Below are 4,986 nucleotides of genomic sequence, written 5' to 3' on the forward strand. Positions count from 1 at the left end.
GCGCCGCCGACCGCGCCGCCGACCGCGCCGCCGACCGCGCCGCCGACCGCGCCGCCGACCGCGCCGCCGACCGCGCTCACCGACCGCGCCGCCGACCGCGCTCACCGACCGCGCCGCCGATCGCGCCAACGATCGCGCGAACCGACCGCCCCGCCGGGCGGTCGGCTCGCGCAGCCGGCCTCAGGTGCCGTCGTCGGTCGGTGGGGGCGTCGCGGTGACGACCAGTTCGACCCGCCGGTTCTGCGCCAGCCCGCCCGCGCTGGTCTCGGCGACCTCGGGACGGGTCTCGCCGTACCCTTCGGCGCTCAGCCGGTCGCCGGCCACGCCGTGCCCGGCCAGGAAGTCGTGCACCGCCTGAGCGCGGGCACGGCTGAGGACGAGGTTCGACTCGGCCGAGCCGGTGGAGTCGGTGTGGCCCTCGATCCGGATCCGCGCGCTCGGATTGGCCTTCAGGATCCGGGCCACCGTGACCAGGCTCCTTCGGGAGGCCGAGGTGAGCGAGTCGCCGCCGCTGTCGAACGTGAGCCGGGGCAGCTCACCCAACCGCCGTCGTACGTCCGGGACCTCGATCCGGTCGTCGACCACCGCCCCGGTCCGCCGGGCGGCGCTGAGCACCGCTTCCCGGTACAGCTCGGAGGGGGCGGTTCCGGTCAGGGTGAGCGTTCCGCGGTGCAGCTCCACCCGGGCGTCGGGACCGTCGCCGCCGAACGCGCGGAGCACCTCCGGAAGGCCGGCGAGCGCCCCGTCGCCCACCTCCGGGTCGACCGTGAGGTCGTCGTCGACGGCCCCGGCGCCGTAGGCGGCCACCGCCGCGTCGACCAGCGCGGTCCGGGACTCCGCGGTGGGCACGGTGCCACGGAGGGACGCGCCGCCGTGACCCAGGGCCACCGAGACGGTGGGCGGTACGCGGAGCGGCGCCGCGGGGATCTCGGACTCGACGGCCCGTACGCCCGCCAGGGCGCGGACGACTCCGCGGGCCCGGTCGGCCTCGGCGGCCGAGCCCGCCCTCAACTTCCCGTCACGTCCGGTGAAGGTGACCCGTACGTCGGAGAGGCCGGCCGCGTGCAGCGCCACAGTGGAACGCTGGGCCAGGTCGGCCTCCATCCGGTGCCGGTTCGGCAGCTGCTGGGCCGTGCCGAGTACGGCCAGACCGAGTATCGCCACGATCAGCGCGACCAGCGGGCTGAACCGGCGCTCTCGCCTCGGAGCAGGAGTCTTCGTCATCGGGCCCGCCCCACCGGCTGCGCCTGCGCCGCCGTCTCGACGTCCCGGCCCGCCACCAGCCGCTCGGTGAGTTCGCGGAATCCCGCTTCGTCGCCGTCGGCGAGCAGCCGGGCCTGGCGGCCCCAGGTCACGAGACTGGGTGCGAAGGTGAGCCCGGCCGCCTCGATGGCCGTGCGCCGGGTGTCGTCGTCGGCCTCGGCGAGCTGACCGAAGGTGTGGATGCCGGCGGCGCGCAGGGCGGCCGCCATTTTCGGACCGATGCCCTCGATCCGCTCCAGGTCGTCGGGACCGGTGCGGACGGGCTCGATGGGCAGGGGCGTGGCCGCGGCGGTGTCGGTCGCGGGCGGCGCCGGCCTCCGGCTGCCCCAGGCGAGCCAACCGACGAGCAGCCCCAGCAGGAAGGCTGCCAGGATGATCAGGAGTGACTGGTTGATGAACCAGGCCATGCGAGGCCTCCGAGAAGAAGCGTACGGGGATGGGATGCCGCAGCTCGGACGGCATCGGACGCCTCGTTCGAGGTGAAGGATGGCGACCGGCATGGACGTGGCCGCCAGGGGCCGTCCCGAGCGCGGACTGCGCGACATCCTATGTGGACGGTTGACGGCGGGCGGCAGCCGGAAGCGGCGAGGCGGCGAGCGGCCGGGCGATTCCGGCCGCGACAGCCGTAGGAGTGATGAGTGTGAATGTTTCGCCACTCGTCGGATGAACGGCGCGGGGCGGCACCGTAGCGTCGATGCGTTTCGTGCCGGCACGGTCGCCGCACGTGACCGCCGGTTCGGCGCCGCGGGAGCTGGCGGCGCGGGGCTGCGGCCCTCGTGCGACGGCCACCCGGCCCCAACTCCCGAAGGGAGCATCGGTGCCCCGACAACTCTCCCGTGGGCGACGCCATGCGGCGTTGCTACTCTCCACGGCGCTAGTCGCGTCCCTGACCCCACTGGTCGCCCGACCCGCGTGGGCCGAGCCGGAGGGGGCCGGCCCGGCCGCACCGGCCTTCCTCACCGGGCCGAACGAGGGCGCGCCGAACGAGATCGCCCTCCGGTACCTGCGGGCGCACCCAGCCGAGTACGGCGTACTCGCCGCCGACCTCACCGACCTCGCTGTGGCGTCCAGCTACACCAGCCGGCACAACGGCGTGACCCACGTCAACCTGACCCAGCGTCACCAGGGCCGGGAGATCTTCGGCGCCACCGCGACCGTCAACGTCGCACGCGACGGCAGCGTCGTCTTCGTCGGCGACACCCTGGTCACCGGGCTCACCGAGCCGGCCCCCGCGGCCGCGCCCCTCGACGCCGTCGAGGCGGTCCGGGCCGCCGCCGACGCCCTCGACCTGGCCGAACCGGCCACCCCACGAGTGATGAGCCGCAGCGCCGACCCGGCACAGCGCACCGTCGTCTCCGGCAGCGGCATCTCCGAACAGCCCATCCCGGCGCGGCTCGGCTGGCAGCCCACCGAGAAGGGGCTCCGGCTCGCCTGGCAGCTGGTGATCGACGACTCCACCGACGTCCATCTCTGGAACGCCACAGTCGACGCCGCCACCGGCGATCTGCTGGGCGCCGACGACTGGACGCACCAGGACGCCCCCGTCGAGCTCGCCGCCACCCTGGGCCGCCGGGAGGCGCCGACCCCGGCGATCGCCACGACGAACGGCCACACCCGGCGGATCACCCCGCCGAACCCGGTCCGCGACGGATCCAGCTACCGCGTCTTCGAGTTCCCCAAGGGGGATCCGAACGACGGCCCGCAGAGCCTCGTGCGAAACCCGGCCGACGGGACCGCCTCGCCGTACGGGTGGCACGACACCGACGGCGCGCCGGGCGCCGAGCACACCACCACCCGGGGCAACAACGCGCACGCCTACACCGATCAGGACGCCAACAACCAGGTCGACCCGGGCAGCCCCGCCGAAGGCGGCGCCGGCCTCACCTTCAACTTCCCCGCCGACCTGAACGAGCACCCGCAGACGTACAACGACGCCGCCGTGGTGAACCAGTTCTACTGGTGCAACGTCGTGCACGACCTGACCTACCGGTACGGCTTCGACGAGGCGTCCGGCAACTTCCAGGTCAACAACTACGGGCGGGGCGGCAACGGCGGCGACGACGTGCAGTGCGAGGCGCACGACGGCTCCGGCCAGAACAACGCCAACTTCTCCACCCCGGCCATGGACGGTGGCCGGCCGCGGATGCAGATGTTCCTCTGGCCCGGCAACCAGTTCGGCCTGCCGAACACGGTGACGATCGACGCGGGCCCCGCCGCCGGCACCTACGAGGCGGAGTACGCGCGGTTCACCCCCGCGCCCACCAGCGCCGGCTTCGCCGGCCAGGTGGTGCAGGTGGACGACGGCGTCGACGCGGTCGGTGACGGCTGCACGCCATACACCCTGCCCGCCGGCGCGATCGCCGTGCTGGATCGGGGCAGCGCCTGCAACTACCACGCCCAGGTCGTCAACGCCGAGGCGGCGGGCGCGGTCGCGGTGGTGGTCGTCAACAACGTCGCCGGCGCACCGGCCGTCATGAACGGCTCCATGGACCCGGAGGTCGGCATCCCCGCCGTCATGGTGAGCCAGGCCGACGGGGCCGCCATCAAGGCCGGCCTGCCGGCCACCGGCCGGGTGCAGCGCAACCTGGACCGCCCCGCCATGCGGGACGCCTCGTTCCGCTCGGAGACGATCTTCCACGAGTACGGCCATGGCGTCTCCAACCGGCTGACCGGCGGCCCGACGATCAACTGCCTGACCGGTGAGGAGCAGATGGGGGAGGGCTGGAGCGACTTCCTCGCCATCGCCTCGCTGCTCAACCCCGCCATCGACGACCCGGAGCAGGCCCGCGGCTACGGCCAGTACGCCCTGTTCCAGGAGAGCCGGGTCGGCCCCGGCATCCGGCCGCGGCCCTACTCGCGGAACATGGAGATCCAGCCGTTCACCTACGACAGCATCAAGACCGGCGGTTGGCTGGACGGCACCTCGCTGGCCGCGCCGCACGGCATCGGGCACGGCTGGGCGGCCGTGCTGTACGACATGACCTGGGATCTCGTCGACCGGCACGGGTTCAACCCGAACGTCTACGAGTCGTGGCGCACCGGCGGCAACAACCTCGCCCTCCAGCTGGTCGTCGACGGCCTGAAGTTGCAGGGCTGCGGCCCCGGCTTCGTGACCGGCCGCAACGCCATCATCGCCGCCGACGCCGTGCTCACCGGTGGGGAGAACGCCTGCACCCTCTGGGCGTCCTTCGCCCGACGCGGCCTCGGCTACAGCGCCGTACAGGGCACCACCGGACGCAACGACAACTCCGAGGCGTTCGACACCCACCCGTCCTGCCGGGCCGACTTCATCGGTCGGGCCGCGCAACCGGCCCTGAACACCGTGACCGCCGGCAGCGCCGTACCGATGAAGTTCCAGCTGCCCCGCAAGCGCGGCCTGGACATCCTGGCGAGCGGCTCGCCCTACTCACGGCTCGTCGACTGCGACACCCTGCAGACCGTCGGGCCGGACGGCGCGATCACCCCGCGACCCCTTCCGGTCGCCGCCCGCAACCCGGGCGGGTCGCGGATGACGGTCGACGGCAAGGGCCGGTACAACTACCCGTGGAAGACCGACCAGGCGTGGGCCGGCAGCTGCCGTGAGTTCGTGCTGACCCTCGACAACGGCTTCCAGCACCGCGCGTACTTCAAGTTCCGGGACTGACCCGGCGCGTTCGAGATCGGCGGGAGCGTCCCCAGGTGGGGGCGCTCCCGCCGACCGTTCCGGCGGCGACGGACCGGCGG

The 4,986-nt window shown here is 73.6% G+C and carries 3 protein-coding genes; 1 reads left to right on the plus strand and 2 read right to left on the minus strand.

Annotated elements, in window-relative coordinates; translation table 11 throughout:
* Positions 1 to 180: 180 nt before the first annotated feature.
* Positions 181 to 1,224 (minus strand): OmpA family protein, encoded by a 1,044-nt coding sequence (locus tag D7147_RS06720; protein ID WP_120674688.1) that lies wholly within the window; start codon positions 1,222 to 1,224, stop codon positions 181 to 183.
* A complete protein-coding gene (locus tag D7147_RS32940) occupies positions 1,221 to 1,670 on the minus strand; it encodes a helix-hairpin-helix domain-containing protein (protein ID WP_407663313.1) in 450 nt (149 codons plus the stop codon). The genes D7147_RS06720 and D7147_RS32940 overlap by 4 nt, the downstream gene beginning before the upstream one ends.
* Positions 1,671 to 2,080: 410 nt before the next feature.
* Between D7147_RS32940 and D7147_RS06730 the strand changes: the two genes are divergently transcribed.
* Entirely contained in the window at positions 2,081 to 4,906 is a 2,826-nt protein-coding gene (locus D7147_RS06730; protein ID WP_233562978.1) for a M36 family metallopeptidase, read from the plus strand.
* The last annotated feature ends 80 nt before the right edge of the window (positions 4,907 to 4,986 follow it).

Origin of the sequence: Micromonospora musae (assembly GCF_003626545.1) — a bacterium.
Taxonomy (GTDB): Bacteria; Actinomycetota; Actinomycetes; order Mycobacteriales; family Micromonosporaceae; genus Micromonospora; species Micromonospora musae.